Annotated in this window: 29 protein-coding genes, 1 tRNA gene and 1 riboswitch; of the genes, 23 read left to right on the top strand and 7 right to left on the bottom strand. The window is 60.9% G+C overall.

Features of this window, described 5'->3' with window-relative positions:
- Positions 1-18 precede the first annotated feature (18 nt).
- From R2E40_RS06600 to R2E40_RS06530, 15 genes are all read left to right on the top strand, one after another.
- Entirely contained in the window at positions 19-828 is an 810-nt protein-coding gene (locus tag R2E40_RS06600; protein ID WP_318165047.1) for a winged helix-turn-helix domain-containing protein, read from the top strand.
- Positions 828-1,343 carry a FidL-like protein gene (locus tag R2E40_RS06595; protein WP_017408465.1) on the top strand — a complete coding sequence of 172 codons (516 nt, stop codon included), beginning with the start codon at positions 828-830 and terminating at the stop codon, positions 1,341-1,343. Before R2E40_RS06600 ends, R2E40_RS06595 begins: the two co-directional genes overlap by 1 nt.
- A 727-nt stretch (positions 1,344-2,070) precedes the next feature.
- Positions 2,071-2,349 carry a BMC domain-containing protein gene (locus tag R2E40_RS06590; protein ID WP_010634659.1) on the top strand — a complete coding sequence of 93 codons (279 nt, stop codon included), beginning with the start codon at positions 2,071-2,073 and terminating at the stop codon, positions 2,347-2,349.
- A gap of 16 nt (positions 2,350-2,365) precedes the next feature.
- A complete protein-coding gene (locus R2E40_RS06585; protein ID WP_011705244.1) occupies positions 2,366-2,650 on the top strand; it encodes a BMC domain-containing protein in 285 nt (94 codons plus the stop codon).
- A gap of 14 nt (positions 2,651-2,664) precedes the next feature.
- A complete protein-coding gene (locus R2E40_RS06580) occupies positions 2,665-2,943 on the top strand; it encodes a BMC domain-containing protein (protein WP_002442217.1) in 279 nt (92 codons plus the stop codon).
- A 53-nt stretch (positions 2,944-2,996) separates the two neighbouring features.
- Complete coding sequence (locus R2E40_RS06575) at positions 2,997-4,583, top strand: acetaldehyde dehydrogenase (acetylating) (protein ID WP_318165046.1); 1,587 nt, start codon at positions 2,997-2,999, stop codon at positions 4,581-4,583.
- Positions 4,584-4,609: 26 nt separating this feature from the next.
- On the top strand, positions 4,610-4,867 hold the full coding sequence (locus R2E40_RS06570) for a EutN/CcmL family microcompartment protein (RefSeq protein ID WP_010634663.1): 258 nt from the start codon (positions 4,610-4,612) through the stop codon (positions 4,865-4,867).
- Between the two features lie 15 nt (positions 4,868-4,882).
- Positions 4,883-6,037: a 1-propanol dehydrogenase PduQ gene (locus R2E40_RS06565; RefSeq protein ID WP_029303627.1), complete on the top strand. Its 1,155-nt coding sequence runs from the start codon at positions 4,883-4,885 to the stop codon at positions 6,035-6,037.
- Between the two features lie 25 nt (positions 6,038-6,062).
- Positions 6,063-9,449 (top strand): choline trimethylamine-lyase, encoded by a 3,387-nt coding sequence (cutC, locus tag R2E40_RS06560; protein WP_318165045.1) that lies wholly within the window; start codon positions 6,063-6,065, stop codon positions 9,447-9,449.
- A gap of 113 nt (positions 9,450-9,562) precedes the next feature.
- Positions 9,563-10,510 carry a choline TMA-lyase-activating enzyme gene (cutD, locus tag R2E40_RS06555; RefSeq protein ID WP_025202015.1) on the top strand — a complete coding sequence of 316 codons (948 nt, stop codon included), beginning with the start codon at positions 9,563-9,565 and terminating at the stop codon, positions 10,508-10,510.
- Positions 10,511-10,522: 12 nt separating this feature from the next.
- On the top strand, positions 10,523-10,972 hold the full coding sequence (locus R2E40_RS22930; protein ID WP_412055137.1) for a BMC domain-containing protein: 450 nt from the start codon (positions 10,523-10,525) through the stop codon (positions 10,970-10,972).
- Positions 10,969-11,589, top strand: coding sequence for a phosphate propanoyltransferase (locus R2E40_RS06545; protein ID WP_318165044.1), 621 nt, complete (start codon positions 10,969-10,971; stop codon positions 11,587-11,589). The genes R2E40_RS22930 and R2E40_RS06545 overlap by 4 nt, the downstream gene beginning before the upstream one ends.
- 11 nt (positions 11,590-11,600) lie before the next feature.
- Complete coding sequence (locus R2E40_RS06540; RefSeq protein WP_318165043.1) at positions 11,601-12,293, top strand: hypothetical protein; 693 nt, start codon at positions 11,601-11,603, stop codon at positions 12,291-12,293.
- 19 nt (positions 12,294-12,312) lie between these two features.
- On the top strand, positions 12,313-12,726 hold the full coding sequence (locus R2E40_RS06535; RefSeq protein ID WP_016350021.1) for a DMT family transporter: 414 nt from the start codon (positions 12,313-12,315) through the stop codon (positions 12,724-12,726).
- 17 nt (positions 12,727-12,743) lie between these two features.
- A complete protein-coding gene (locus R2E40_RS06530) occupies positions 12,744-13,073 on the top strand; it encodes a DMT family transporter (RefSeq protein ID WP_010634671.1) in 330 nt (109 codons plus the stop codon).
- A gap of 263 nt (positions 13,074-13,336) precedes the next feature.
- Here the strand turns inward: R2E40_RS06530 and R2E40_RS06525 are convergent, their stop codons facing one another.
- On the bottom strand, positions 13,337-14,260 hold the full coding sequence (locus R2E40_RS06525) for a LysR family transcriptional regulator (protein WP_318165042.1): 924 nt from the start codon (positions 14,258-14,260) through the stop codon (positions 13,337-13,339).
- A gap of 123 nt (positions 14,261-14,383) precedes the next feature.
- Between R2E40_RS06525 and R2E40_RS06520 the strand changes: the two genes are divergently transcribed.
- From R2E40_RS06520 to R2E40_RS06505, 4 genes are read left to right on the top strand one after another with little or no spacing between them, the layout of a single operon-like run.
- Entirely contained in the window at positions 14,384-15,301 is a 918-nt protein-coding gene (locus R2E40_RS06520) for an alpha/beta hydrolase (protein ID WP_318165041.1), read from the top strand.
- Positions 15,302-15,350: 49 nt separating this feature from the next.
- Positions 15,351-16,280 carry an alpha/beta hydrolase gene (locus R2E40_RS06515; protein ID WP_318165040.1) on the top strand — a complete coding sequence of 310 codons (930 nt, stop codon included), beginning with the start codon at positions 15,351-15,353 and terminating at the stop codon, positions 16,278-16,280.
- Positions 16,281-16,337: 57 nt separating this feature from the next.
- Entirely contained in the window at positions 16,338-16,976 is a 639-nt protein-coding gene (locus R2E40_RS06510; protein ID WP_318165039.1) for an SDR family oxidoreductase, read from the top strand.
- A gap of 16 nt (positions 16,977-16,992) precedes the next feature.
- Positions 16,993-17,634, top strand: coding sequence for a flavodoxin family protein (locus tag R2E40_RS06505; protein WP_318165038.1), 642 nt, complete (start codon positions 16,993-16,995; stop codon positions 17,632-17,634).
- Positions 17,635-17,757: 123 nt separating this feature from the next.
- On the opposite strand, the gene R2E40_RS06500 is transcribed toward R2E40_RS06505, so the two are convergent.
- Positions 17,758-17,847, bottom strand: a tRNA-Ser gene (locus tag R2E40_RS06500).
- Positions 17,848-18,266: 419 nt separating this feature from the next.
- Between R2E40_RS06500 and R2E40_RS06495 the strand changes: the two genes are divergently transcribed.
- Positions 18,267-19,184, top strand: coding sequence for a L,D-transpeptidase family protein (locus R2E40_RS06495; protein WP_043168243.1), 918 nt, complete (start codon positions 18,267-18,269; stop codon positions 19,182-19,184).
- Between the two features lie 27 nt (positions 19,185-19,211).
- Positions 19,212-20,210 carry a DUF481 domain-containing protein gene (locus R2E40_RS06490; RefSeq protein ID WP_318165037.1) on the top strand — a complete coding sequence of 333 codons (999 nt, stop codon included), beginning with the start codon at positions 19,212-19,214 and terminating at the stop codon, positions 20,208-20,210.
- A 149-nt stretch (positions 20,211-20,359) separates the two neighbouring features.
- Here the strand turns inward: R2E40_RS06490 and R2E40_RS06485 are convergent, their stop codons facing one another.
- From R2E40_RS06485 to R2E40_RS06475, 3 genes are all read right to left on the bottom strand, one after another.
- Complete coding sequence (locus R2E40_RS06485) at positions 20,360-21,079, bottom strand: MaoC family dehydratase (RefSeq protein WP_011705228.1); 720 nt, start codon at positions 21,077-21,079, stop codon at positions 20,360-20,362.
- A gap of 270 nt (positions 21,080-21,349) precedes the next feature.
- On the bottom strand, positions 21,350-22,306 hold the full coding sequence (gene rlmF / locus R2E40_RS06480) for a 23S rRNA (adenine(1618)-N(6))-methyltransferase RlmF (RefSeq protein ID WP_318165036.1): 957 nt from the start codon (positions 22,304-22,306) through the stop codon (positions 21,350-21,352).
- Positions 22,307-22,454: 148 nt separating this feature from the next.
- The gene (locus R2E40_RS06475; protein ID WP_005298673.1) at positions 22,455-22,943 is read right to left on the bottom strand and encodes a C40 family peptidase; all 489 of its coding nucleotides are present in this window, start codon (positions 22,941-22,943) and stop codon (positions 22,455-22,457) included.
- A 275-nt stretch (positions 22,944-23,218) separates the two neighbouring features.
- Between R2E40_RS06475 and R2E40_RS06470 the strand changes: the two genes are divergently transcribed.
- Together R2E40_RS06470 and R2E40_RS06465 are read left to right on the top strand one after the other, a co-directional pair.
- A complete protein-coding gene (locus R2E40_RS06470; RefSeq protein ID WP_318165035.1) occupies positions 23,219-23,941 on the top strand; it encodes a 4'-phosphopantetheinyl transferase family protein in 723 nt (240 codons plus the stop codon).
- Complete coding sequence (locus R2E40_RS06465) at positions 23,938-24,786, top strand: tetratricopeptide repeat protein (protein ID WP_252475233.1); 849 nt, start codon at positions 23,938-23,940, stop codon at positions 24,784-24,786. The genes R2E40_RS06470 and R2E40_RS06465 overlap by 4 nt, the downstream gene beginning before the upstream one ends.
- Positions 24,787-24,928: 142 nt before the next feature.
- Here R2E40_RS06465 and R2E40_RS06460 read toward each other — a convergent pair whose 3' ends face one another.
- Entirely contained in the window at positions 24,929-25,171 is a 243-nt protein-coding gene (locus tag R2E40_RS06460; protein ID WP_010634682.1) for an Lpp/OprI family alanine-zipper lipoprotein, read from the bottom strand.
- A gap of 224 nt (positions 25,172-25,395) precedes the next feature.
- Positions 25,396-26,049, bottom strand: coding sequence for a 3,4-dihydroxy-2-butanone-4-phosphate synthase (gene ribB, locus R2E40_RS06455; protein WP_011705223.1), 654 nt, complete (start codon positions 26,047-26,049; stop codon positions 25,396-25,398).
- 102 nt (positions 26,050-26,151) lie between these two features.
- Positions 26,152-26,309: riboswitch (FMN riboswitch) on the bottom strand.
- Between the last annotated feature and the right edge of the window lie 83 nt (positions 26,310-26,392).

Below are 26,392 nucleotides of genomic sequence, written 5' to 3'. Positions count from 1 at the left end.
TGATGGATTGAGGCCGAGATGCGCTACCACATCAATGCCCGCTTCATTTATGACGCGACCGATGGTTCCCTGACTCAGCGGGAAAGCGTTGAGCCGGACAGCCAATTATCCATCACCGCCAATGCGCTGTTTTATTTTTTCTTGCGAAATACCGGAATCGTCAGCCGCGAGGAAGTGCTTAAAAAAGTCTGGGACGATAACGGATTAACCTCATCGAACAGCAACCTCAACCAATACCTGAGCATATTGCGCAAGGCTTTTCGCCACTACGATATCGACAATATCATCATCACGGTGTCGCGTGGTTATTTGCAGCTCAATCCCGAGGTCATCATCGAGCCTATTGAGCAGGCGCCTGCACCGTCCATTGAAATAGTACCTTCGCCCTCCACGGTGGCCGCCGCCGAGCCGGCATTCGACCCTGCCGAGTGGCCACTTCCCCTCACCCCCCGTTCACGCGGCATATGCTGGTACATCGCGGGGGGCTGCATGCTCGCGTTTGCCCTCATGCTGCTGGCATTCGGTCTCTTGAATGGCCGTGAGCCGCGCCCCGTCACCCTGACCGGGATCCCCAACAGCCAGTGCGAATTGCTGGCCAGCGACGAGATGCTGCGCTCGGTCAGCGCCACGACCTACGGTGAGCATTTCGAGCAGGTGCGCCAGCGTTTGAACATCAGCTGCAAACCCGGCGAGCGTTTTTTGTTTTTCTACGGGGACAGACTGGAAACCAACGGCCTGGGCCGGGTATTTCTGGCCCACTGCGCCATGCACGAAGACAACCCGTTCAGCTATTGCGACAACTATTTCTACTACTCCTGGAAGCCGTGATGAGACTTGCGCCGCGTCCCTTCTTTCTCTTCTCCTGCACCCTGTTCCTCGCCGCGGCACTCTATGCCTGCTACCAGCTGCCCAGCGAAAATGATGGCGTCATGAGCTGCGCCACCAAAGGCATCATGCGCTTTGAGGACATGAACAAAGAGAACGTCAACGGCAACATCCACTTCAATTTCGGCCGCCAGGGGAAAGGCTCCATGGTGGTTGAAGGCTATACCGATTCGGCCGCGGGCTGGCTCTACCTCCAGCGCTACGTCACGTTTACCTACAGCAGCAACCGGGTCTCCGCCACCGAGCGTCAGTACCGCATCAACAAATGGGAAGCGAGCGCCTCCTCCATCGATCAGTCGCCGGACGTGATCTTCGACTACTTCATGCGCGAGATGTCCGACAGTCACGATGGGCTGTTTCTGAGTGCCCAGCGGCTCAATCAGCAGGCCATACTGCTGAGCTCCATCAACTCGCCGCTCTGGATCTGCACCCTCAAATCCGGCAGCGAACTGAACTAGTCCCGGTAATACGGCCAATGCCCCGACCCAAGCGTCGATGACGTGGCATATATCGCCCTGCCCCCACAACCTGACCCGCGCAAGCCCCCTGATAACTCGGCCCTCATGCGGCTTTGTCCGCCTGTTTGCCCTGAAGGCAATGCCGTGGTGACTGCCTGCCACCCCTTCTACCGACTGCACAGCCGTGCCGACAAGACGTCCCTTGTATACCACCAGGCAGGACCGGCACCCGCTACTTTTCCAGCCCGTCCCATCCACTCTCGCGCCGACATCCACATGACTCGCGCCCCGCTCTCAATGCAACCTCATCCCGTCTGACCCGCCATCACCGCCCTTATCTCTTCCTCCCGTCACACCCGGCTCACTTTTTACATTTAGCCTCGCCGACAAAACATGAGCTCCGCCACAGTTAGCAGCCGGCCAAATTACCTCTCGGCCCCCATTACCCAACAACTCATTAACATCGACTGACGATATTTTCCCGGGCCTGAATTCGACCTTATGCAAGGCGAAAACTGCGCCGTGGTAGCAGCATAAATAGATAAATACGGCTTATAAAAATCATAAATCCAGAACAACAAACTAAATATCTCAATTTTACAGATTCAAATTCCACAAATACTGCCAATACCTATAGTGGCGATTGAACGCCGCAACCGTGGCTCAACGCCGTGACACGGACGGAGTTCCTTAACCACACCACACAATCTGTTCTGAGGAGATCACCATGGGTGACGCATTGGGGCTTATCGAAACCAAAGGTCTGGTGGCCTGCATTGAAGCCGCGGATGCCATGTGCAAATCCGCCAACGTGGAGCTGATCAGCTATGAAAACATCGGCTCCGGCCTGGTCACCGTCATGGTGAAGGGGGATGTCGGCGCGGTGAAAGCGGCGGTGGATTCCGGCGTGGAGTCGGCACAGCGCATCGGTGAAGTGGTGACCTCGCTGGTCATCGCCCGTCCGCACAACGACATCAACAAAATCGTCATTAAACACAAGGCTTGAGGCCGGGAGATCGCAAATGGGTGATGCATTGGGTTTGATTGAAACCAAAGGCCTGGTGGCCTGCATTGAAGCGGCGGATGCCATGTGCAAAGCCGCCAACGTCGAGCTGATCGGCTATGAGAACGTCGGCTCTGGCCTGGTCACCGCCATGGTGAAAGGCGACGTGGGGGCCGTGAAAGCCGCGGTGGACTCCGGCGTGGAATCCGCACAGCGCATCGGTGAAGTGGTGACCTCGCTGGTCATCGCCCGTCCGCACAACGACATCAGCAAGATTGTCGCCCACTACAAAATTGCCGAATAACGGGAGAGAACATGATGAAAGAAGCGCTTGGTCTGATTGAGACCAAAGGCCTGGTGGCCTGCATCGAAGCAGCGGATGCCATGTGCAAGGCCGCCAACGTCGAGCTGATCGGCTATGAGAACGTCGGCTCTGGCCTGGTCACCGCCATGGTGAAAGGCGACGTCGGCGCGGTCAATGCGGCGGTGGATTCCGGTGTGGAAGCGGCGAAACGCATTGGCGAAGTGGTTACCTCTCGCGTCATCGCACGCCCGCACAACGACATCGAAAAAATCGCGGCGCAGCACAAGGCATGACCTGAGAGGGCACGCCCCGCCCGCACTTTTTTAGTCTGATGAAGGATAGATTCATGATTGAACTCGATACCGATTTGCTCTCCCGCCAGAACGCGAGAGAACTGGTGCGCAACGCCAAACAGGCGCAGGTGATTATGGCCACCTTTTCGCAGCAGAAAATCGACGCCATCGTGAAGAACGTGGCCGAAGAAGCCGCGCGCCATGCCGAAACGCTGGCGAAAATGGCCGCAGAAGAGACCGGTTTTGGCAACTGGCAAGACAAGGTGCTGAAAAACCGGTTCGCTTCGCTGCACGTTTACGATGCCATCAAAGAGATGAAGACCGTCGGGATCATTCATGACGATCAGGTGAAAAAAGTGATGGACGTGGGCGTGCCGCTGGGCGTGATCTGCGCGCTGGTGCCCTCCACCAACCCCACCTCCACCATCTTCTACAAAACCCTGATCGCCCTCAAGGCGGGCAATGCCATCATCTTCTCGCCGCACCCGGGCGCACGCCAGTGCAGCTGGAAAGCCATCGAAATCGTCAAACGCGCTGCCGAAGCCGCCGGAGCCCCGGCGGGCATCGTGGACGGCGTCACCCAGCTGACCCTGGAGGCGACCTCCGAGCTGATGCACAGCAAGGACGTGTCGCTGATCCTGGCAACCGGTGGCGAGGGCATGGTGCGCGCGGCCTATGCCTCCGGCACCCCGACCATCAGTGGCGGCCCGGGCAACGGCCCGGCCTTTATCGAGCGCAGCGCCGGCATTCACCAGGCGGTGAAGGACATCATCACCAGCAAGACCTTCGACAACGGCGTGATCTGTGCCTCCGAACAGTCGATCATCGTCGAACGCTGCATCTACGACGAGGTTCATCGCGAGCTGGCGGCCCAGGGCGCCTACTTCATGAACGAAGACGAAGCCGCCAGGATGGCCGCCCTGCTGCTGCGCCCGAACGGCACCATCAACCCGAAAGTGGTGGGCAAGACGGCGCTCCATCTCAGCCAGCTGGCCGGTTTCAGCGTCCCCCCCAGCACCCGCGTGCTGGTGGCCGAGCAGACCACCGTCTCCCACAGCAACCCCTACTCCCGTGAAAAGCTCTGCCCGGTGCTCGGCCTCTACGTGGAAGAGGAGTGGCGCGCCGCCTGTCATCGGGTGGTCGAGCTGCTGACCAACGAAGGGCTGGGCCACACCCTGGTGATCCATACCCGCAACCAGGACGTGATCCGCCAGTTCAGCCTGGAAAAACCGGTCAACCGGATCCTGATCAACACCCCCGCCGCCCTCGGCGGCATCGGTGCCACCACCAACCTCACGCCGGCACTCACCCTCGGCTGCGGCGCCGTCGGCGGCGGCTCCAGCTCCGACAACGTCGGCCCGATGAACCTGCTCAACATCCGCAAGGTGGGTTACGGCGTGCGCACCATCGAAGAGCTGCGCGCCCCCATCCAGCCGGTTGCGGTGCAGCCCACCAGCGCCGCCCCGGCCGCGCCCCAGCCCTGCAGCATCCTCGATGATGCCCGCTTCAGTGCACCGGCGCCAGCCTGCCACAGCACCGACGACCGCTTTGCCGGCGCTACTGCCTCGGCCGGCGGCGAGATCAGCGAGCAGAACGTGGAGCGGGTCATCCGTCAGGTGCTTGAGCGCCTTGGCAAGTAACCCATTGAGATAAGGCGATAAGAACCATGATTCTCGCAAAGGTAACCGGACATGTCGTCGCCACGCAGAAGTGCGATGAGCTGCGTGGCAGCAATCTGCTGCTCATCACCCAGCTGGACGATCAGCAGCAACCGATGAAGGACCGCTCCTGGGTCGCCGTCGACAGTGTCGGCGCAGGCATGCACGACGTCGTACTGGCCGAGGAGTACCTCGCGCTCAACAGAGACCGCTACAAGGCCATGTCGGTGGTCGCCATTGTCGAGAAGGTGTTTCGGGACGCTTGAGGAGTGAATGACCCAATGAGTGAATTTTTGCTGAAACCCCGGATCCGCTTCGGTCAGGACGCCCTGTCCGCCCTGGCCGAAGTGCCCGCCCGCCAGGCGCTGCTGGTCACCGATCAGATGATGGTGAAAGTTGGCCTGGCCGACCGGGTGACGCAGATCCTGCGCCAGCGCGGCATCCCGTTCCAGTGCTGGGACGATGTAGTGGCCGATCCGGACATCACCACGGTCGTGCGCGGCATGAAGCTCATGGATAGCTGCTATCCGGATCTGGTGATAGCGCTGGGCGGCGGTTCGGTGATTGATGCAGCCAAAGCGGTCATGTTCGCCCTGGCGCAAACCCGCCCGAATCTGGGGCGCGAGCGCCCCTGCTTCGTGGCCATCCCGACCACCAGCGGCACCGGTTCGGAAGTGACCAGCTTCTCGGTGGTCAAGGCCCGCAGCGAGAAGCTGGTGCTGGTCGACCCGTCATTGCTGCCGGATATCGCCATTCTCGATCCGTCGCTGGTGGCATCGGTACCGCCCGCCATCACCGCCGACACCGGGATGGACGTGCTGTGCCATGCGCTGGAGGCCTATGTCTCCCGGGCGGCCAGCGACTTTTCCGACGCATTGGCGGAGAAGGTGGTGCAGCAGGTCTTTCGCTACCTGCCCGCCTGCTGGCGCGACGGCCACGATCTGCTGGCGCGGGAGAAGATGCACAACGCCTCCTGCATGGCGGGCATGGCCTTCACCAACGCCTCGCTCGGCATCACCCACAGCCTGGCCCATGCCCTCGGCGGCGTGTTCCGCGTCCCGCACGGGCGTGCCAACGCGCTCCTGATGGCGCAGGTCGTGGCATGGAACGCCGACCACGACGGGCAGTGTGATACCCAGGCCGCCCACAAGTATGCCCGCCTGGCCCACCTGCTGGACCTGCCCGCCCAGACGCCGCGCGAGGGGGTCAACAGTCTGCTGGTGGCCATCCAGGCGCTCAAAGACGAGATGAAGATGCCGACCGGCATTGGCGATACCGGCCTCCTCGCTGCCGATTTCGACCAGCGGCTGGCGGAGATGGTCAGCCAGGCGCTGCGCGACAACTGCACCCCGACCAACCCGCGCGCACCGGATGCCCGGGCATTGACCGAACTCTATCGCAAGGCATGGTGCGGCACTCTCGCCGCCGGCCACTAAGAACAAGAACTGGAGAACCTACCTCATGGCACACTACAGCTTAACGCCGCGCGTCAACGTGCTGGCTGAACGTTTACTGGCGCACACCAGCACCCTGTGCAGCGAACACGCCACGATTTTGAGCGGGCTGGATGGCGACATCGCGGGCATTCCTGCCGCCGTCAAACCGGCACGCCGCTTTTACGAGCTGATGCGCCAGCTGCCGCTGACCATCAGTGCCGACGAGCTGATTGTCGGCAACCAGACCCGCACCCCGCACGGCGCCATTTTCCACGACGAAAGTGCCGGGCAGCGCCCGTCCACCTTCCAGTTCCTGAATCTGAACAGCGCCATCGACTCCCCCGACTACAAGCTGGTGGTGGAGAAGGGCGTGCTGGCCATCAAGCAGCAGCTGGAAGAGAAAACCCGCGCGCTGGGCAGCGCCGTCAGCCGCAGCGGCATGGACGAGGTCAACGGCTGCCGCGCCGCCATCCACGCCTGCGATGCCCTGATGGCACTGGCACAGAACCTGGCCAACAGCGCCGAAACCCTGGCCGCCGCCGAAACCAACCCGTTCCGCCAGGCCGAGCTGCGCGACAGCGCCGCCATTTTGCACCATGTACCGGCCCACCCGGCACGCAACTTCAAAGAGGCCTGCCAGTCGTTCTACCTGTTCCAGCTGGCGCTTCAACTCGACAACGGCAGCTATGCGGTCAACCCGGAAGGGGCCGACAAGGCGCTGCTGCCCTACTTCCAGCGCGACATCGCCAACGGCGCGTTGACCGAGCAACAGGCGTACGAGATCGTCGAGTGCCTGTGGTTCAAACTGGCAGAGCTGAGCGAAGTGCGCGCCACCTGCGCCATCGACGGCTACCCCATGTTTGATGCCCTGCTGCACGGCGCCAGCCTGGAGCAGGCGAGCATCAACCCGCTCTCCGAGATGTTCCTCTGCGCCCAGCAAAACCTGAGCGCCCTCAAGCTGCCGGTTCGCCTCTTTCGCACAGTGCAGCACGTCTCTGCCGCCCCGTTCGCCGCCTGTGCCGATACGCCGGTGATGGAGGGGCTGACGCCGCGCCTGCAGCGCCTGCGCAACCACTATCTGACCGTGCGCCCCAGCGTCTCCATCTACCGGGCGCTGGCCTTTACCGAGGTCGTCAAGGCCAACCCAGGCATGCCGACCATCTTGCTGCGGGCCAAGGCGTTTCGTCACGCCTGTGAAACCGCCCCCATCCTGATCCAGAACGACGAGCTGATCGTCGGCCACCCGTGCGGCAAGCCGCGCGCCGGCGCCTTCTCGCCGGACATTGCCTGGCGCTGGGTTCGCGACGAGCTCGATACCATGAGCACCCGTCCGCAAGATCCCTTTGAAATCAGCGAAGCGGACAAGAAAACCATCCGCGAAGAGATAGTACCGTTCTGGGAAGGTCGCTCGCTGGACGAGATTTGCGAAGCGCAGTACCGGGAAGCCGGCGTCTGGGCCTTCAGCGGCGAGACCTTCGTCAGCGACCTCTCCTACCACCAGATCAACGGGGGCGGCGACACCTGCCCGGGCTACGACGTGCTGCTGTTCACCAAGGGGATGAACGGCATCAAGGCCGACGCCCAGGCCCATCTCGACCAGCTGAGCATGGAGAACCCGGACGATATCGATCGCATCTACTACTACAAGGCAGCGATCGAAACCTGCGAAGGGGTGGTCAACTACGCCCGCCGCATCGCGGCCCATGCCCGTGAACTGGCCGTGAAAGAGCAGGATGCCCAGCGCCGCGCCGAGCTGCTGACCATCGCCGAGGTGAACGAGAACGTGCCGGCCAACCCGCCCAAGACCCTGCAAGAAGCGCTGCAGAGCATCTGGACGGTGGAGTCGCTGTTCGAGATCGAAGAGAACCAGACCGGTCTGTCACTCGGTCGGGTCGACCAGTACTGCTACCCCATGTTCGAAGCGGATATTCGCGAAGGCCGCCTGACCCACGAAAGCGCGCTCGAGCTGATGCAGGCCTTCATCATCAAGTGCGCCGAGCTGATGTGGATGTCGAGCGAGCTGGGGGCGAAATACTTCGCCGGCTACCAGCCCTTCATCAACCTGACCGTGGGCGGCCAGAAGCGCAGCGGCGGCGATGCCTGCAACGATCTGACCTACCTCATCATGGATGCCGTGCGGTTCGTGAAGGTCTACCAGCCGTCGCTGGCCTGCCGCATTCACAACCAGTCACCGCAGAAATACATGGAGAAGATCGTCGACGTCGTGAAGGCGGGGATGGGCTTCCCGGCCTGCCACTTCGACGACTCCCACATCAAGATGATGCTGCGCAAGGGCTTCGACTTTGAAGACGCCCGCGACTACTGCCTGATGGGCTGCGTCGAGCCGCAAAAATCGGGGCGCATCTATCAGTGGACCTCCACCGGTTACACCCAGTGGCCCATCGCCATCGAGTTCGTGCTCAACCGGGGACGCATGGTGCTGTTCGACAGCCATCAGGGGCTCGATACCGGCGACCTGCGCGAGCTGCGCACCTTCGAGCAGTTCGATGCGGCGGTGAAACAACAGATTGCCCACATCGTTCGCCTGTCGGCCATCGGCACCGTGATCAGCCAGCGCGTGCACCGCGACGTGGCACCGAAACCGCTGATGTCGCTGCTGGTGGAAGGTTGCATGGAGAAGGGCAAGGACGTCGCCGCCGGTGGCGCCGTGGTCAACCACGGTCCGGGCCTCATCTTCTCGGGGCTGGCGACCTATGTCGACTCCATGGCGGCAATCCGCAAGCTGGTGTTCGAGGAGCAGAGATACACACTCGAACAAATTCGCGATGCCCTGCTGGCCAACTTCGAAGGGTTCGAAGCGCTGCGCCGCGACTGCCTCAATGCGCCCAAGTACGGCAACGACGACAACTACGTCGACCAGTACGCGCTGGATATCACCGAGTGGACCGAGCGAGAGTGCCGCAAGTACAAGATGCTCTACTCCACCCTGAGCCACGGCACCCTCTCCATCTCCAACAACACCCCCATCGGCGAGCTGACCAACGCCACGCCGAACGGGCGCCTGGCCTGGATGCCGCTCTCCGACGGCATCAGCCCGACCCAGGGGGCGGACAAACAGGGGCCGACGGCCATCATCAAGTCCGTCAGCAAGATGAACGTGGAGACCATGAACATCGGCATGGTGCATAACTTCAAGTTCCTCAAGGGACTGCTGGATACCCAGGAGGGACGCCATGGCCTCATCACCTTGCTGCGCACCGCCTCCATCCTCGGCAATGGCCAGATGCAGTTCAGCTATGTCGACAACGAAGTGCTGAAGAAGGCGCAGCAGGAGCCGGAGAAGTACCGCGACCTCATCGTACGCGTCGCCGGCTACAGCGCCTACTTCGTCGAGCTGTGCAAAGAGGTGCAGGACGAGATCATCAGCCGCACCGTGATTGAGAAGTTCTGATCGATGCGTTGATAACCCGTCTTTCTTAATCGCAAAAATAACCGGAAGTACTCCGTCATGGCAGGTCGCAAATAATGCGACTGCGGCCTGCCACATCCGGAGAGGAGGCAAGCGTGATCGCAAATAATGAATTAACCGGCCGCATATTCAATATCCAGAAATATTCGATATATGACGGCGATGGCATTCGCACGCTGGTTTTTTTCAAGGGATGCAACCTTCGCTGTCCCTGGTGCGCCAACCCTGAAGGGCTCAGCAGCCAATTTCAGGTGATGTTTTCGCACGACAAATGCATCAACTGCGGTGACTGCGTGAATGTCTGTCCGGCCGGAGTCCATTATCGGGCCGAAGAGAACGGCAGCATGAAACACTTCGTCGATCGCAATAAGGATTGCATCGGCTGCCGCAAATGCGAAGAGGTCTGCACCCAGCATGCGCTGGACATCATGGGCAAGGATGTCACCGTCAGCGAGCTGATGGAGATCATCATGCAGGACTATGACTTTTACATCTCCTCCGGCGGTGGCGTCACCATCGGCGGCGGCGAGATGAGCCTGCAGACCGACTTTGCCGTCGCGCTGTTTAGCGAATGCAAGAAGATGATGATCAATACCGCCATCGAGACCCAGGGCACCACCTCGCTGGCCAATTACCAGCAGCTGGCGCCCGTCACCGATACCTTTTTGTTCGATATCAAGCAAATCAACAGCGAACAGCATAAGGCGATGCTGGGTATCGGCAATGAAGGTATTCGCCGCAATCTGGAATGGTTGGTTGATTACGGCGCCAAGGTGATTGTGCGTATGCCGCTCATCCGTGGATATAACGATTCATGGGATGCCATTACCGGCGCCATCGAATACGTACAGAAATTGGCAAAGCGGGGAAATATTCTGCGGATTGACATGCTGCCGTACCACCAGCTGGGCCGCAAGAAATATGAGCGGCTGGATATGCCCTACCCCATTGCGCAGGACCCCTCTTACACGCCGGACGAATTGGATCGGCTGGAGAGCTTCTTTGCACAATTTGATTTCGATATTCGCTTGGTCCGCCATTAACAGGAGTCGACGATGAAAAGTTTGGGCGTAATTGAAACGCGAGGATGGGTCGCCGCCATTCAGGCGGTGGACGCCGCCTGCAAAGCGGCGGGCGTCAGCTGCATCGGCTATCGCAAGGTGGGTTCCGGGCTGGTGAGTGTCTGCTTCGAAGGGGAGATCAGCGCCATCCACACCGCCATCGAGCGTGGCGTCGCGGTGGCCGCCACCATCGACCAGCAGGTCCATTCCCTGGTGATTGCCCGTCCGGAGCCAAGCGCGGTAGCGGCGCTCGGCAACCTCAAGGGCTACCCGCCGCACGCACCGGCTAGCACCAAGAAGGAGATGACTACCGCAACCGCTGTGCCGGCCCTGTCACCGGAAGGCAGTGCCGATACCGAACCGGCCACTCCATCGGCCAGCCAGCCTGCCCCGGATCAGGCGGAAGACCGGCAGGCCGCGGCAAGAAAAGGGAAGAAAGCATGATCGATCCCCAGCTGCATCAAAAGATCGCCGCCCGTCTGAGCCTGGTCAGCCCGGCGATCCCGGTCGGCATCTCGAATCGCCACGTCCACCTGGCACAACAGGATGTGGAGGCCCTGTTCGGCAAGGGCTACACCCTGACGCCGCTCAAACCGCTGCGCCAGCCGGGTCAGTTTGCCGCCGAAGAGTGCGTCACCGTGGTCGGCCCCAAGGGCTCGCTGACCCGGGTACGGGTACTCGGCCCGACCCGGCCGGTTTCACAGCTGGAGATCTCCCGCGCCGACTGCTTCACCCTAGGCATCAAGGCGCCGGTCCGCGAATCCGGCCAGCTGGAAAATACCGGCAGTGCCCTGCTCATCGGCCCCGCCGGCCATGTGGAGTTGCGCTCCCAGGTGATCTGCGCCTGGCGCCATATCCACCTCTCGCCACAAGACGCTCGCCAGCTGAACGTGACCCACGGCCAGAAAGTGAGCGTGCGCAGCGACGGCGAGCGCCAGTTGACCTTCGATGAGGTGGTAGTGCGGGTGCGCGAGGATTTCGCGCTGGAATTTCATATCGATACCGAAGAGGCCAACGCCGCCGGCTTGAAAAACGGCGCGCAGGTCAGGCTGCTCGGCTAACGGAGACCCCCATGACCGACGAACAGATCGAACGCCTGGTCGAACAGATGCTCAGGCGCCTGCAGCCGCCACTGCTGGTGATGGTGACCGCGGCCCAGGGCTATCGGCAGGCCATTCGAAACCGTCTGGCCGGCTGTGGGCAGCCCCTGCAGCTTGCGCTGGCAGCAGACATCGAGGATGGCGCGCTGTGGCAACCGCTGGGGGAGACAGTGCCGGCCAGCGTCTGGCAACAGGCCCTGCCGCCCGCCCCCTATCGCGCGCTGGTGCTGCCCTTTCTCGACTACCCGCTGGCGATGGATCTGCTGAGCGGCTCGCTGCAAAGCCCCGTCGCCCGGCGGCTGCACGATGCCCTGCTGAGCGGCTTGCCGGTGCTGGCGCTGCGCTATCACTGCGATCCCGCCAGCGAGCTGAACCAGTTGCTGGGGGCGCAACCGAGCGCGCCATACGCCGGGCACATGCAGGCGGCGCTCAGCCATCTGGGCGAGATCGGTGTGGTGCTATGCACCATGAATGAACTGCTGGAGACGCTGGCACCGGCGAACGACGCGGCCCCGGTGCCGGCGGGCACGGCGCGCCGTTATCTCACGGTCAGCGATGTTGAGAAGGATCCGGCGCTGGCACAGACGGCCGAGGCCCAGCTGACCGATGCCGCCATCGATTTTTTGAAAAGCAGAAGAAAAGAAAAACAACCTTACCTTAAATAACAAACCCGGAGTTTAACTTATGTCTTCAAAAACAAAATGTTGGCTATGGATGCTGCTGGTGATCGTGTCCGAAACCTCGGCCACCTCCACCCTCAAGATGTTTGGCAGCAGTGAAGGAACCACCAAGATGCTGCTGCTCGGTCTGCTCGTGCTGCTCTATTGCACCTGCTACTACTCCCTCTCCCGCGCGGTAAAAGACATTCCCGTTGGGCTTGCCTACGCCACCTGGTCCGGCACCGGCATTCTGGTGGTCTCCACGCTGGGGATGGCGTTTTACGGCCAGCACCCGGACACCGCCGCCATGATCGGCATGGCCGTCATCGCCAGCGGCATCGTCATCATGAACCTCTTCTCCAAGATGGGCAGCGAAGAGGGCAGCGATGCCTCCGCCGAGCCGCTCACTCCCCCCATGAACAACAACATCGCCAACTGACGCAAGAGGAATGACCCATGTTTAATTTCGGATTTTTATGGCTGGCGCTCTCTATCGGCTCTGAGATCACCGGTACCTCGATGATCAAGAAGACCAACGGTTTCAGCAGACTGGGGCCATCCATACTGGTCGTCTGCGCCTACAGCCTGTGCTACTTCGCCCTCACCCGCGCCATGAGCACCATTCCGGTCGGGGTGGCCTATTCGCTCTGGTGCGGCTTCGGCATCGTCGGGGTCACCATCTGCTCGATGCTCCTCTACAAGCAAAAACCGGATCTGCCCGCCATCCTGGCGATGGCGCTGATCATCTCGGGCGGGGTGATCATGAATGTCTTCTCCAGCATGTAGCGCCGTAACAAGCCCCTGGCAGCGGCACTCTGTCCCCGCCACCGGCGTGCCAGCCCTGACACGCCCTGCCGGGTAACAAGCCGGCAAGCGTGCAAATAGAGAAAGGCCCAAGCTGTCTGGCAGCTTGGGCCTGAAAAGGGCCAGTTATCACATACATGACGTCCCTCCCAAAGCATATTGCGCCGCTACATTCCTGCGAATGCTTTCACTGTCGAACCCGCTCACGCAACAACCCGGCGATACTCACCGCTTTCTTGCACAAACTACCTGGCAATCAGTTCACGTCTTGCGACCAGAAAGTCCATCAGTGCCCGCATCTTGGCCGGCATCTGGGCTCGTGACGGCACGTAGAGATAAAACCCCGGGAAGGGGGGGCACCAGGGAGCGAGTACCCGTACCAATGACCCGTCACTCAGGTGCTGGCGTACCCGCAGATCCAGATGCTTGACCAGACCAACCCCCTGCAAGGCAGCCTGCAACATGCTGTCGTCGTCATTGAATACGGCATTGCCCTGGGGATCGAAAATCTGGGTGTGCCGATCCTCATCGGGGGAAGTGAACGACCAGCGGTCTATGGTGTTGCTGGAGGTAAAGCGGTAGGCCAGGCAGTTGTGCCGGGTGAGATCGCTCGGGGTCTGCGGCATGCCATGCTGCCTGAAATAGTCGGGGGCACCGACGATGGCCATGGTCAAAGGCGGGGTGATGGGCACCGCCACCACGTGTTCATCCAGGCTCTCCCCCAGGCGAATGCCGGCATCCATCCCGTCGGCGATGATGTTGGAAAAACCGTCCGCCATCACCAGCTCCAGCCGCAATTTCGGATAGCGCGCCAGAAACTCTCCCATGTGTGGCTCGATCAGCAGCCGTGCGGCGATGCGCGAGCTGTTGATGCGAATAAGGCCCGAGGGCTCAAGGTGAGAGTCATTAAGCTCGCTCACCACCCGCTCGATCGCCGTGAGCGAGGGCTGCAGCACGTCCAGCAGGCGTCGCCCCTCCTCGGTCAGCGACATGTCGCGGGTAGTGCGGTTGAGCAGCCTTACCTGCAGCTGTTGCTCCAGCCCCTTCAGGTGTTGGGAGAGGGCGGCGCGGGTCACCCCCATCTCGGTGGCGGCCTTGGTGAAGCTGCGATGGCGGGCGATGTGGGCAAACCACGTCAGTGACGCAACGAGTGAAGGTTCTATGGGCATTTGTTTAGCCTGGCTAATCAGTCATGTCTGGATAGGTGCGTATATCTAGCTCAATAGACTTACTACTATTAGCTCGAACTCGCGTCAAGCATGACGACCCTGAACCTAACGGAGAGCCCGACCATGTCCCACATCACCTTCCCCAATCGCAACGGCCAAGGCATCACTATGGCCGCCATCGTTCACTTCCCGCCGCACTTCGATGAGCGCAAGCAGTACCCGGCGGTCGTGGTTTCCCACCCCGGCGGCGGCGTGAAGGAGCAGACTGCGGGTCTGTACGCCAGCAAGCTGGCCGAGCAGGGGCTTATCGCCATCGCCTTTGACCGCTCCTATCAGGGCGAGAGCTCGGGCGAGCCGCGCCAGCTGGAGAACCCCCATGTCAGCACCGAGGACGTCAGCGCCGTGGTGGACTACCTGACCACGCTGCCCTATGTCGATCAGAACAGGATCGGGGCCATGGGCATCTGCGCCGGTGCCGGCTACAGCGCCAATGCCGCCATCCAGGACCGCCGCATCAAGGCGCTTGGCATGGTCAGCGCGGTCAACATCGGCCAGATGTTCCGCAATGGCTGGGACAACAGCGTCAAGGATGCCGATGCCATGGGGTATCTGGCGTTCGGCTCCCAAGCCCGCACCACGGATGCGGCTGGCAGCGGCTACGCCACCATCCCGTTGGCGCCCCTGCGTGAAGAGGATGCCCCCAACGAGGAGCTGCGCGAAGCCTGGGAGTACTACCACACCCCGCGCTGCGAGCACCCCAACGCGCCGGGCTTTGCCCTGACCCGCAACCTGAACCAGATCATCACCTACGACGCCTATCACAAGGCGGAGGCCTTCCTGACCCAGCCCATTATGGCGGTGGCTGGCAGCCGGGCCGGCAGCAAGTGGATGAGCGACGACCTGCTGGAGCGCGCCGCGAGCAGTGACAAGACCCTGCATGTGGTGGAGGGGGCCAACCACATGTCTCTCTACGACGTGCCCCGCTATGTCGACGAGGCCGTCGCCCAGCTGGCCCCCTTCTTTCTGCGAACCCTGAACTAATCAGCCCGCGAGAGGGAGAAGCCCCTCTCGCTTATCGAGGAGCATCATCATGAGCAACGTATTGAACCTGACCTATCAGAACCTGGGCTGGCAGACGGCGGCCGACCTCTACCTGCCGCCCGATTTCGACGAGCAACAGCGCTACCCGGCCATCGTCAGCACCCACCCCATCGGCAGCTGCAAGGAGCAGACCGCCGGGAATGTCTACGCCAAGGGGTTGGCCGAGGCGGGGTTCGTGGTGCTGGTGCCCGACGCCAGCTTCCAGGGCGCCAGCGGCGGTGAGCCGCGCTTCATCGAGGATCCGGCCATTCGGGTCTCCGACATCCGCTTCGCGGTGGACTACCTGCAATCCCTGCCCTACGTGGATAGCGATCGCATCGGCGCCATCGGCGTGTGTGGTGGCGGCGCCTACACCATCCATGCGGGCATCACGGATCACCGCCTCAAGGCGCTGGTCTCCATCACTGGGGTCAACTATGGCCGCCTGATCCGCGAAGGCTTCGCCCAGTTCAAGCCTCTTGAACTGGCCCAGAGCATAGCCCGGATGCGCACGGCGCAGGCACAGGGGGGCGCCATGGAGCCCGCCGATCTGCTGCCGGAGTCCGTGGCAACGGCCAAGGCGGCAGGCATCACCGACATCGACGTGCTGGAGGCCACCGAGTACTACAAGACGGCGCGCGGCCAGCAGCCTAACGGCGCGACCCGCCAGCTGATGTCCTTCACCGGCGCCGCCATGGGATGGGATGCCTTCCTCCACGCCGAGGTACTGCTGACCCAGCCGCTGATGGTGGTCATCGGCGACAAGGCGGGGGGCTTTGGCGCCTATCGAGATGGTTGGGAGATCTACGGCCGCGCCGCCTCCACCGACAAGCACATCGTCGTGGCCGAAGGCTGGTCCCATTACGATCTCTACGACAAAGCCGAGCCGGTGGCCATCGCCATGGCAAGCGTGGTGCCCTTCTTCCAGCGCACCCTGTGATCCCGCGGTGGGGGGGCATCCCCACCCATTGATAAGACAAACGAAAGGTCAATCGATATGCGAAACGTACTGATCCTCGGGGCCAGCGGCCAGATAGCCCAGTGGGTGGTCAAGGGACTCGCCGGGCAGGGCGACATCCGCCAGACCCTGCTGCTGCGTGACCCAAAGAAGTTGAGCGGCCGTGAGCCGGCCAACGCCAAAGTGGTGATCGGCAGCGTGCTGGACAAGCCACTGCTCAAGGAGGCGATGGCAGGACAAGAGATCGTCTACGCCAACCTCAGTGGCGACAACTTGGACAAGCAGGCCCAGGCGGTCATCGCCGCCATGCAGGCCGCCGGAGTGAAGCGCCTGGTCTTCGTGCTGTCCCTTGGGATCTACGACGAGGTGCCCGGCAAGTTCGGCGAGTGGAATCGCGGCATCATCGGCGAGGAGCTCAAACCTTACCGGCGGGCGGCAGACGCCATCGAGGTATCAGGGCTTGATTACACCATCTTGCGCCCTGCCTGGCTGACCGATGAGGATGAAGTGGATTACGCACTGACCGCCAAGGGCCAGCCCTTCCAGGGCACTGTGGTGTCGCGCAGGAGCGTGGGAGATCTCATCACCCGGATCCTGGTCTCGCCCGAGCTGCATGCAGGGGAGAACCTTGGCATCCACCAACCCGGCAGCGATGGCGACAAGCCGTACTTTATGTGATGTGAGGACAAGGATGATGAACTGGGTCTTTATCACCCTTGGTGCGCTGGCCGCCGCCGTGGTGGTCGTGCTGCTGGCGGTCTCCTTTATCGAGCGTCGGCAGGCACATGAGCTGGCAGAGCTGGGGGCAGAGAGCCCGCAGGTGGCGAGCCCCCGCACGGCTGTGGTCTATTTCTCCCGCTCGGGCAATACGGCGCTAGCCGCCCGCCATCTGGCAAACCGGCTCGGAGCCCGGCTCTTTGCGCTGGATGCCTCCGCCTATAGGCTCGGCCCCGGAGGATTGGTGAAAGCCCTCGGCGATGCGAACGCCTTGAAAAGTACACCGGAGGCCCTGCCCGATATCGTGCCGCGTACCCTCGATCTGAGTCCGTTCGATACTCTGTGGCTCGGCTCCCCGGTCTGGCTCTACAGCCCGGCACCGCCCATCTGGGCCTTTGTCGAGCACAACCGCTTCGATGGCAAGGAGGTGGTGCTGTTCAACACCTATAACAGCCACTTCGGCGAGGAGCACATCGCGGCGCTCAAGGCCAAGGTGATGGCCCGTGGCGCCAAATCCTTCAGCCATCGCCATGTGTTGCGGGGACGGATGACCCGCCAGCTGACCCCTGAGCAGATGCTCGCGGAAATCGACAAGTGGTTTCCAAAAGCAGAGCCTTAGCCTGCCGCGGCCACAACAGACCACTCCCCACCGCCCGTTTTCACTGAGCACAAGTCGGAAGAATGGGCTGGCATGAGCTTGAAATGACAAGCCCGCGACTGGCGCGGGCTTGAGAAGAATGAATGGCGGAGAGACAGGGATTCGAACCCTGGGTGGCATTGCTGCCACAATTGATTTCGAGTCAATCCCGTTCGGCCACTCCGGCATCTCTCCACGGGGCATCATTGTTACCGGAGCCGCCTCTGGAAATCAACTTGAATCTCTTTAAAGATCAAACGACTGCACATAAAACCAGCAGGTGAGCGCGCCCGGTAGCGAGATGTTCTCCGCTGTCGTGCCTGTTGTCGATGCAGTACCGAGGCCGAGACACGCCCCCTGCATGGGTGCCGCCAGCGCTACTCACCACTCATCCCCTCTCCCACCGCCCTCCAGGCATGCTGTTCATTGCAGGTTATGATGCCTTGCATTAAAAACGGGCAAGCAACGGTCAAAATGATGGATTGCCACATCGGGACCCGGCTGTGACCCTGGCCCACCAAGCTGGCAATCGTCACCCGTTTGACTGACAATTTCCCCCTTTTACCCAAGGGAGCCGCCTCGCGGCCCCCTCATATCAATCAGACAGGAAGTACATGTTCATAGCACGAACCCTCTCATTGCTGGCGCTGACCGCCAGCCTGCTGACGGCTCCCGTCCTCGCCACCACCTATCCGCTGCCCCCGGCAGGCAGCCGCCTGATCGGCGAACTGGAGGACTACATAGTCCAGCCAGATGAACATCTTGAGCTCATCGGCAAGCACACCCAGATTGGTTTTCTGGCGCTGCTCGAAGCCAATCCGGGGGTCGATCCCTATTTGCCCAAGCCGGGCACCCGGCTGACCCTGCCGACCCAGATGCTGCTGCCGGACGTGCCTCGCGAGGGCATAGTCATCAATCTGCCGGAGCTGCGCCTCTACTATTTCCCGAAAGGCAAAAACGAGGTGATGGTGCTGCCCATCGGGATCGGTGACATAGGGCGGGAGACGCCGGAGATGACCACCACGGTGATCGCCAAGAATCCCAATCCGACCTGGGTGCCCGGCCCCATGGTGCGCAAGTCTTGGCTCGAGCAAAAAGGGATCACCCTGCCGGCGGTGGTGCCGCCCGGTCCCGACAATCCCCTTGGCAAGTTCGCCATGCGCCTCGGTTATGGCAAGCAGGACTACCTCATCCACGGCACCAACAAGGATTTTGGCGTCGGTCTGCGGGTCAGCGCCGGCTGCATTCGGTTGCGCCCCGACGACATCGAGGCCCTGTTCAAGATTGTCCCCATCGGCACTCAGGTGCGGGTCATCAACCAGCCGGTCAAAACCGCCATCGAGCCTGATGGCCGCCACTGGCTGGAGGTACACTCCCCGCTCTCCCGCACCGAACTGGAGCTGGAGCAGGGCGCCCCGCTGATCCTCTCCGCTGAGGTGGAGGCCTTCATCGCCAAACCGGAAGTCGATGGTGACAAGGCCGCCGGCGTGCTAAACAGCAAGAACGGTATCCCCCGTCCCGTCAGCGGCTGATGGCCAACCATGTTCACGAGGATCTTCATGAGCTACCGCATTTTCTGTCTGCTGGCCCTGCTGCTGAGCCCGGCGGCATCGGCCGACATCCTCTGGATGGACAACGGTGACCGGCTGACCGGCACCATAGAGGAGATAGGTGACCAGCAGGTGCGCCTCGCGCTCCCTTACAGCGCCCCTGTCACCGTCAAGCGCGAAGCGGTCAAGCGCTGGCGCATCGAGAAGCAGGACAAACCCAAACCGACCGTCAAGACCGGCATTACCCTGCTGGCCCTGACGCCAGATGACCAGAAAGCCTGGCTGTGGAGCGGCAGCAGCGATCTGAACGTCAAGCTCAAACACAGCGACAAGCAGACCAACAACGTCAACCTGAAGGCCTCCACCGAGGTGGCCAACCTCGACTGGCGCTATACGCTGGATGGGGAGTACATCTACGAGACCGCCAACAACGTCACCAACAGCCATGAGTACCGACTCAAGCCCATGCTGGACTTCTTCTTCGACCAGCGCTGGTTTCTGCGCTCCGCCGTCGACTTTGAATACCAGATGCTGGACCCCGAATACATGGATGTGGGTTATGTGACCGGACCCGGTTACCGGTTCTGGAACGACAAGCGGCGACGGCTGGAGCTGATCAGCCAGGCGGGATTGGAGCGCTCCTACTACCGGCCGGATGACATCAACACCATCGTTATCATCGATCTGTTCAACGACAGGATCATCAACTATCCCCTGATGGGCCTTGGCTGGGACTACCGCCAACCCATTGCGCTCTGGTCGGAGCAACTGGAGCTGTTCAGCAAGGGTAGCTACAAGCGCTATCTGGACCAGCCATCCCCCTACATCACCCGGGAGCAGGCCGTAAAAGGCAGCCTGGGGATGCGCTACTACTTCAACGATCACCTGCGCCTCTCCTGGTCGAGCGAGCTCGATTGGGAAGACTCCAGATTGGATTATCAAGGTGTTCAGGCACCCTTATCAGGCAAAGAGTGGCGTCATCTGATAAGCCTGGGAGCCAGCTTCTAGTACTCGGGGCAAGTCATGGATGCCGCGAGTGGCGGCAACATAGAGGCGACATAGGCAAGTACAGCAAGCGCCATAAACAAAACAGGCTCACCTCGGTGAGCCTGTTTTTTTCAATACGATTCATGCCAGCGGGTGACACCATCACCCCGTCAGAAGTAGATACGGGTGACCGATTCAATGACGCAGCCTGGGCGACGAATGCCTTCGATCTCGACCTTGATCTCCTTGAGCAACTCCAACCCGCCCTTGATCGGGGTAACCCGAGCCAGCTTGGTGCGGGCGCGGATGTTGCTGTCCACCTTGATGGGGTACGGGAAACGCACCTGATCCAGGCCGAAGTTCACCACCATGCGGGCGGTCGGAAACTCGGGGGCGGCCTCGTTGATGCTGCCCGTCAACCGCGGCAACAACGCCAGGGTCAGGAAGCCGTGGGCAATGGTGGTCTTGAACGGTGACTCGGCCGCTGCGCGCTCCGGATCGGTGTGGATCCACTGGTTGTCGCCGGTCACGGCGGCAAACTCGTTGATCATCTGCTGGCTGACCAGCAACCACTCACCGACATGGGTCTCTTCGCCGATGCGCTCCTGCAAGGTGGCAAACAGAGCGGCGGCCTCGCCGCTGAGTTCGACGGCAGGGGTATCCAGCGGCACGGGCTGGCCGTTGACGGCTTGCGCCGCGCCCTGCTGTTGCTGCGTGGACTGGCTGTCGCTCTGCAAATCCAGCACCCGGCCCAGCAGAGGGTGGAGGTGTGCCTTTTGCTGAAACTCACGCCAGTAGTCGCGGATCGCCGGAGAGAGCCAATCCTTGAGCTCAAAGGGGTGCTGCGCCAGTATTTCGCGCTTGCGCTTCAGAAAATCGACAACTTTCATGTACCGATCCCTATTCGATTCAAAGCCTGTAAAGAGGTCTAACCAGTCCTATTTTATGAAAGTTTCAACTGCAAGTGCAAAAAAATCTCAGCGTACAACTGTACCGAGGATGAAAGTGATCACTAACATGCAGGCGCCAGCCCCGATGCCACAAGGGGAAAAACGATTGTCATGGGTGCCGGGTATCGACCCAGACTGGCCACTGACGCCCACCAAAAAACAGGGGCATACCATCGGTATGCCCCTTGTCGTCGTCCCGCTTCAGCCGGCTCAGGCGTTATCGTGCGCCACTGGCGACCACCACTGCCTGCTGGCCGCCTCGCCTTGGAAAGACCAGGCCAGGACCCGGCTGATCTTGTTGCCCTGGGCCATCTCGAGCACCCGCACCTGACGGGCCCCGACCCGGCTCAGCCCCTGCTTGGCCGCCGGCAGGTTCTCTTTTTTTGACACCAGCGAGCTGAACCAGAGGCACTGGCTGGCGAATGCCTTGCTCTGAGTGATCATGCTCGCCAGAAAGGCCGCCTCCCCCCCTTCGCACCAGAGCTCGGCCTTCTGGCCGCCGAAATTGAGCACCGGCTTGGCCGTCGCCGCCTTGCCCAGGTTGCGCAGCTTGCGCTCCGTACCCTTGCTCGCCTCTGCCAGTGAAGCATGAAAAGGAGGATTGCAGAGGGTCAGCGCAAAACGCTCGCGCGGCGCCACAATCCCCTGAAAGATGTCACCGGCCTTGCCCTGCAGGCGGCATTCGATCTGGCTGCCCAGCCCGTTGCTCTTGGCCAGCAGAGTAGCGGCCTTGACCGACACCGGATCGATGTCGGAGCCGACGAAGCGCCAGCCATATTCACGGGCACCCAGCAGCGGATAAATGCAGTTCGCACCGACCCCGATATCCAGCACCCGCACCCCCTTGCCGGTCGGCACCTTGCCGGCACTCTCGGCCAGCAGATCGGCCACCCGATGCAGATAGTCCACCCGCCCTGGAATGGGCGGGCAGAGATAGCCGACCGGCAGATCCCAGTGCGCAATGCCATAGTGCAGTGCCAGCAACGCCTTGTTCAGCGCCTTGACGGCGGCCGGATCGGCAAAATCCAGGGTCTGGGTACCGTGCTCGTTGACGAACACGAAGGGTTGCAGCTCGGGGGTGCGCTGGCAGAGCGCATCGAAATCATAGGGAGCCTGATGGCGATTGCGTGGATGCAATCCGGATTTGCGGTCGGAATGGGGCTTCATGCTGGGTCTGCCGAGGAAAACGGGCCCACACTATAGTGACTTGGCCCCGGAAAGTCTAAATGACGGCCATAAAAAACCGGGCTGTCGAGCCCGGTTCAAGTGAGGTTGGAAAAACAGTCCGTACTGCGAGCCGTTTGTCCAGCCTGACTCAGATGTCGATCCGGCGTGCCTGCCAGAATTTGCTACGCCAGTAAGAGCTGTCGAGCTTGGAGCGCGTCACCCCGGCGCGGGTGGAGGCGTGAATGAATTCACCATTGCCCACATAGATGCCGACATGATTGAGACGGCGATTGATCTTGAAGAAAACCAGGTCACCTTCGACCAGATCCTGCTTGGAAACACGAGTGCCTTCATGGACTTGGGAGCGGGTATCACGGGGAAGTTCGATGCCGACGGCGTTGCGGAACACTTCACGGGCGAAGGCGGAACAATCGATGCCGCGCTGGCTGCTGCCGCCCATGCGGTAAGGAACACCGCGCCACTCTTTGTATACTGTCAGGATTTCGTTTACATCTGGGGTTTGCGAAGCTTCCGGTTCAATAACGGGTTCCATCATGGAAACTTCAATCTTGCTCGCGACCTCGGGCTGGGGTGCCGAGGCACAACCCACCATTCCGAGCGCGACCAGCAGTAGCATCAGGTGGCGCAATCCTTTATCCCCGCAAAATAGTAAAACTTGTTAAAATACGGCCCGAACGGGCAATTTATAAGGCAACAGCACCCGACTATATCCAAGAATTCTATCGAGGCAAGCGAAAATCCCTATCGACATCACATTTCTGCAAGGAAATGCATTATTTTTCCTGATTAATGTGATCGTGGCCAAACAATATACAATCTCGAAAGGGGCCACCCAGGCCGGTTCAAACTGACTTTTATCGCTGTTTCAGCATGCTTTTTAAGTGAAAAATTATGATCTCTGTGGATCTCTATTTGTTAAAACCGGCAAACACGGACGCCGACCAGCTGAGCCTGCTGCAAACCCTGCTCTCCCCCGAAGAACGGCAGACATGGCAGTCCATCGGTCAGCTGGCACGCCGCCAGGAGTACCTGCTCAGCCGTGGCTTGCTGCGACGGCTGCTGGCCGAGCGCCTGCAGCGCCGCCCCGATGCGCTGCAGTTTTGCAGCAACCCACACGGCAAGCCGGCACTGAGCGACGGGCGCTGGCAGTTCAACCTCAGCCACAGCGGTGACTGGCTGGCGATCGCCCTCTGTGCCGCCGGCCCGCTCGGAGTGGACATAGAGATGGGTCAGCGGCGCCGCCAGATTCTGCCACTGGCCCGCCGTTTTTATGCGCAGAGTGAATATGAGTGGCTGCTCGCCCTGCCCGAGGCGGAACAAGAGCCGGCCTTCTATCGGCTCTGGTCGCGCAAGGAGGCGGTATTGAAGGCCCACGGCGCCGGCATCGCCGCCGGTCTCGACAAGGTGCGCTTCGTACCAGAGGAAGCGTGGCGGCTCGACAACCAACTCGATGAACTGGATTACCGGGTGCAGGATTGGCCCATCGGCCGGGGCTGGCTCAGCCTGACCGCACCGACCCTCGCCGTCAACGGCTGGCTGCTCGACGGCAGCTTGAATTCTGTGCCCATCAACCCCATGTTAACTCACACCATTTTCCAAGAGTCAGCCTCATGATCGTCGACATCCATCCCCAGAATTTCCAAAGCGCCCTGATCGATGCTTCCATGAAAAAGCCGATCGTCATCTATTTCCACGCCCCCCAGATGCCGGAGTGTCAGGCCATGACCCCGCTGGTGGAAGCGCTGGTCGGCCCGGCCAATCCTCAGGTGACCCTGGCCAGGGTGGACATGAACGATCCGCAGCTGCAGCCGCTGGCTGGCCAGCTCGGCCTGCGCGCCCTGCCGGCGCTGGTGCTGTTCCACCAGGGCCGCCCTGACGAGCAGGCCATTCTGGAAGGCCCGCAGGACGAAGCCACCCTGCGCCACTACTTTGCCGCCTTCGCCCCCAAGGAGGAGGAGTTGCTGTTCGAACAGGGACAGCAGGCGCTGGCGGAAGGCCAGGCAGACCTTGCCTATGCCCATCTCGGCAAGGCCCATCAGCTGGCACCGGAGCGCCACGACATCAGCCTGTGGCTCATTCAGGCGGCGCTCGACCTCAATCTGCTGGACGAAGCGCAGGAGCGGCTGGGCAAAATCCCGATGATCGCCCAGGACGATCACTACCAGACCCTGACATCCAAGCTGGCACTGGCCCAGCAGGCCGCTGACAGCCCGGAGCTGCGGGCGCTGGAAGCCCGTCACCAGCAGGAGCCGGACAACTTTGCCCTGGCCCAGGAGCTGGCGGTGCAATACAGCCAGGCCGGCCGGCAGGAAGAGGCGCTGACGCTGCTGTTTACCATCCTCAAGCGGGATCTCGCCTTCGGTGATGCCAAGAAGACCTACCTCGACATCCTGACCACCATGGGCAGCAACCCGGCGGCGCAGAGCTACCGTCGCAAGCTCTACAGCCTGCTCTACTGATCGATGCGGAAATGAAAAACGGGGTGATGCCGAGTGTTCGGCATTGCCTTGTCAGGCGGGTATCAACGGGGAAAACGCGAGGATTTGACGAATTTCAGGCAAAAAAAAATGGCGCATAACTGCGCCATTTTTTTCGCATGGATTACTTCTTGTAGGAAGTAGCCATGTTGTCGATGCGCTGGTTAGCACGCATAGCTTCTTGCTTGGCTTCTGCAACATCAGCAGCGATTTTGGATTGATCAGCACGAACAGCGCTAACATCTTGAGCCAGTTGGTCAACTTTGTTAGACAGATTCTGAACGGAAGTTTCCAGTTCGCTGGTGTTTGCACAACCGCCCAGCAGAGCGGACAGACCAACAACACCTACCAACAACATTTTTTTCATTTTAAAAGCTCCCTTTAACTCGCCAGACGTTTAGCAAGCGGCGTGATTATGGCACAAAAAAATCATAGTTTGGATAGGCCCCATCACAGATAAATGCATTAAAACCCTCATTTTTTTTTAAACGTACACTTTTTGTGCAAAGTTAAGCCAAAAATGAGGGTCTCTGGATGAGGTTCGCACAAAGCGTAACCAAATTTTGGGCTTATTACAATTTCGTATGAGGCTCAGGCTGAACGTTCTGACAGCAATTGACGATATTGCACCAGATCCTCGATGGTCAGCACCGGCATCTGATGCTGGCGACCGAATGCCACCAGATCCGGCAGCCGCGCCATGGAGCCATCTTCCTTGGTCAGTTCGCACAACACACCGAACGGTTTGAGTCCTGCCAGCTGCATCAGATCGACCGTGGCTTCGGTGTGGCCGCGACGGGTCAACACCCCGCCGGTGCGAGCCCGCAGCGGGAAGACGTGGCCCGGGCGGTGCAGGTCGGACGGTCTGGCGCCGTCGGCGATGGCGGCCCGGATGGTGGTGATGCGATCGGCCGCCGACACGCCGGTGGTCACCCCCTGCGCCGCTTCGATGGTCACGGTGAAGGCGGTCTGATAATGGCTGGAGTTGGCCTCCACCATCATCGGCAGTTCGAGCTGGCGTACCCGCTCGTCGGTCAGGCAGAGGCAGACGATGCCGGAACACTCGCGGATCATCATCGCCATCTGTTCATTGGTCATGGATTCGGCGGCGAAGATGAGATCCCCTTCGTTCTCCCGATCTTCATCGTCGGCCACCAGCACGCCGCGGCCGGCACGCAGAGCCGCCAGCGCCGCTTCGACACGGGCAATGGGATCACCAAATTCACTGAGAAGAGACTGATTCATGGTAAGACTCCTAAACAAGACAAGGACCAGAATCAGGGCATGGAAAGGCAGACAGAGATAGGTATGCAGCGGCCGGCCCATGGGGCTTGCCTGCAATATCTGTCTTATCCTCTTTCATCCGGACTATGACCGTCGGCTCCGGCATCTCACCGGATCTGCTGACCCCGTCCCGGTGCAATACCGGGTCGGGCGCTCGCGGGCTCCCCGAGTCACATCGGGATACCGCCGGTGGGGAATTTCACCCCGCCCTGAGAATAAGCCCAGACAGCGTAAAGAAAAAAAACGCCGGATACCAGCCCAAAACCCATCAAAGATGAATAGCGTACTGCTTGCCACCGCATTG

The sequence above is a fragment of the Aeromonas sp. CD genome, from assembly GCF_033349375.1.
In the GTDB taxonomy this organism is placed as follows: domain Bacteria; phylum Pseudomonadota; class Gammaproteobacteria; order Enterobacterales; family Aeromonadaceae; genus Aeromonas; species Aeromonas hydrophila.
This window is presented reverse-complemented; position numbering and strand designations above follow the sequence as displayed.

Coding starts and splice junctions, on each gene's coding strand:
- R2E40_RS06600 (WP_318165047.1), top strand. CDS start 19: ATGCGCTACCACATCAATGCCCGCTTCATTTATGACGCGACCGATGGT.
- R2E40_RS06595 (WP_017408465.1), top strand. CDS start 828: ATGAGACTTGCGCCGCGTCCCTTCTTTCTCTTCTCCTGCACCCTGTTC.
- R2E40_RS06590 (WP_010634659.1), top strand. CDS start 2,071: ATGGGTGACGCATTGGGGCTTATCGAAACCAAAGGTCTGGTGGCCTGC.
- R2E40_RS06585 (WP_011705244.1), top strand. CDS start 2,366: ATGGGTGATGCATTGGGTTTGATTGAAACCAAAGGCCTGGTGGCCTGC.
- R2E40_RS06580 (WP_002442217.1), top strand. CDS start 2,665: ATGAAAGAAGCGCTTGGTCTGATTGAGACCAAAGGCCTGGTGGCCTGC.
- R2E40_RS06575 (WP_318165046.1), top strand. CDS start 2,997: ATGATTGAACTCGATACCGATTTGCTCTCCCGCCAGAACGCGAGAGAA.
- R2E40_RS06570 (WP_010634663.1), top strand. CDS start 4,610: ATGATTCTCGCAAAGGTAACCGGACATGTCGTCGCCACGCAGAAGTGC.
- R2E40_RS06565 (WP_029303627.1), top strand. CDS start 4,883: ATGAGTGAATTTTTGCTGAAACCCCGGATCCGCTTCGGTCAGGACGCC.
- cutC (WP_318165045.1), top strand. CDS start 6,063: ATGGCACACTACAGCTTAACGCCGCGCGTCAACGTGCTGGCTGAACGT.
- R2E40_RS22930 (WP_412055137.1), top strand. CDS start 10,523: ATGAAAAGTTTGGGCGTAATTGAAACGCGAGGATGGGTCGCCGCCATT.
- R2E40_RS06545 (WP_318165044.1), top strand. CDS start 10,969: ATGATCGATCCCCAGCTGCATCAAAAGATCGCCGCCCGTCTGAGCCTG.
- R2E40_RS06540 (WP_318165043.1), top strand. CDS start 11,601: ATGACCGACGAACAGATCGAACGCCTGGTCGAACAGATGCTCAGGCGC.
- R2E40_RS06535 (WP_016350021.1), top strand. CDS start 12,313: ATGTCTTCAAAAACAAAATGTTGGCTATGGATGCTGCTGGTGATCGTG.
- R2E40_RS06530 (WP_010634671.1), top strand. CDS start 12,744: ATGTTTAATTTCGGATTTTTATGGCTGGCGCTCTCTATCGGCTCTGAG.
- R2E40_RS06525 (WP_318165042.1), bottom strand. CDS start 14,260: ATGCCCATAGAACCTTCACTCGTTGCGTCACTGACGTGGTTTGCCCAC.
- R2E40_RS06520 (WP_318165041.1), top strand. CDS start 14,384: ATGTCCCACATCACCTTCCCCAATCGCAACGGCCAAGGCATCACTATG.
- R2E40_RS06515 (WP_318165040.1), top strand. CDS start 15,351: ATGAGCAACGTATTGAACCTGACCTATCAGAACCTGGGCTGGCAGACG.
- R2E40_RS06510 (WP_318165039.1), top strand. CDS start 16,338: ATGCGAAACGTACTGATCCTCGGGGCCAGCGGCCAGATAGCCCAGTGG.
- R2E40_RS06505 (WP_318165038.1), top strand. CDS start 16,993: ATGAACTGGGTCTTTATCACCCTTGGTGCGCTGGCCGCCGCCGTGGTG.
- R2E40_RS06495 (WP_043168243.1), top strand. CDS start 18,267: ATGTTCATAGCACGAACCCTCTCATTGCTGGCGCTGACCGCCAGCCTG.
- R2E40_RS06490 (WP_318165037.1), top strand. CDS start 19,212: ATGAGCTACCGCATTTTCTGTCTGCTGGCCCTGCTGCTGAGCCCGGCG.
- R2E40_RS06485 (WP_011705228.1), bottom strand. CDS start 21,079: ATGAAAGTTGTCGATTTTCTGAAGCGCAAGCGCGAAATACTGGCGCAG.
- rlmF (WP_318165036.1), bottom strand. CDS start 22,306: ATGAAGCCCCATTCCGACCGCAAATCCGGATTGCATCCACGCAATCGC.
- R2E40_RS06475 (WP_005298673.1), bottom strand. CDS start 22,943: ATGCTACTGCTGGTCGCGCTCGGAATGGTGGGTTGTGCCTCGGCACCC.
- R2E40_RS06470 (WP_318165035.1), top strand. CDS start 23,219: ATGATCTCTGTGGATCTCTATTTGTTAAAACCGGCAAACACGGACGCC.
- R2E40_RS06465 (WP_252475233.1), top strand. CDS start 23,938: ATGATCGTCGACATCCATCCCCAGAATTTCCAAAGCGCCCTGATCGAT.
- R2E40_RS06460 (WP_010634682.1), bottom strand. CDS start 25,171: ATGAAAAAAATGTTGTTGGTAGGTGTTGTTGGTCTGTCCGCTCTGCTG.
- ribB (WP_011705223.1), bottom strand. CDS start 26,049: ATGAATCAGTCTCTTCTCAGTGAATTTGGTGATCCCATTGCCCGTGTC.